Annotated in this window: 1 pseudogene; it reads left to right on the forward strand. The window is 52.3% G+C overall.

From position 1 onward, the window contains the following. Nucleotides 1-363: 363 nt before the first annotated feature. Nucleotides 364-705 (forward strand): annotated as a pseudogene (locus tag QP934_RS11460) (helix-turn-helix domain-containing protein); the annotation flags it as partial. Nucleotides 706-830 lie beyond the last annotated feature (125 nt).

Consider the following 830-nt stretch of genomic DNA (forward strand, 5'->3'; position numbering starts at 1 on the left):
TTTACAACACCAGCCGGATCAAAGTCAGCCTAGGCGGCGTAAGCATCGAAGAGCACCGCATGCTTCAACTAGCATGAAACTGAAACTGTCCAACAAAGTGTCCGCATCCCCTTTTGACCCTTAACCCTTGTGGGCGTACTGAATAGAAAAATCCGGCGGCTACCTTAGTGGTAACCGCCGGTCCGTTGTGCCCGAGGGGGTGTCTGGTTCGGAGACATCGTTCCGCATGTCTCATAAGATCGTTCCGGTCTAACCAGCACCAATGTCTCACCACATCGTTCCGGTAGAAGTCCGTGAAGCTAAAACTGCCCAGACACGGTAAAAAGCGATGTCTCGAGACATCGATCCTCCATGCTTTAAAAGATGGAGCAGAAATCAAAACCAAGCCCAAAAATCATCATCGAAACCATGCTTGCTACCGGCATGACTCAAGCCGAAGCCTCTGACCATTTCGGCGTCAGCACACGATGGATCCGAACACTTCAAGCCCGCTACCGAGAAGGCGGCATTAACTCCTTAGAACCACGCTCTAAACGCCCCCGCACTAATCCCCGAGCACTCAACCCCAGCACTGTCGACCGCATCCTTCAACTGCGCCAAGACCTAACAAAACGCGGTACCGATGCCGGTGCCCACACCATTCGATGGCACCTACAACAAGATGGAATCGACCCACCACCAGCACCATCTACAATCCACCGAGTTGAAGCGTCCTGGGTTTAGTTCCTACCTCAGCTAAGGAAGGATTGAACTATGCCTAGAAAGTATTCCGTCGAGTTCAAGGAGAAGGCGGTCCATCAGATCATCGAAATGGTCCGCCTGGAGTCTTG

The sequence above is a fragment of the Corynebacterium sp. MSK122 genome (assembly GCF_030229435.2).
Taxonomy (GTDB): domain Bacteria; phylum Actinomycetota; class Actinomycetes; order Mycobacteriales; family Mycobacteriaceae; genus Corynebacterium; species Corynebacterium marquesiae.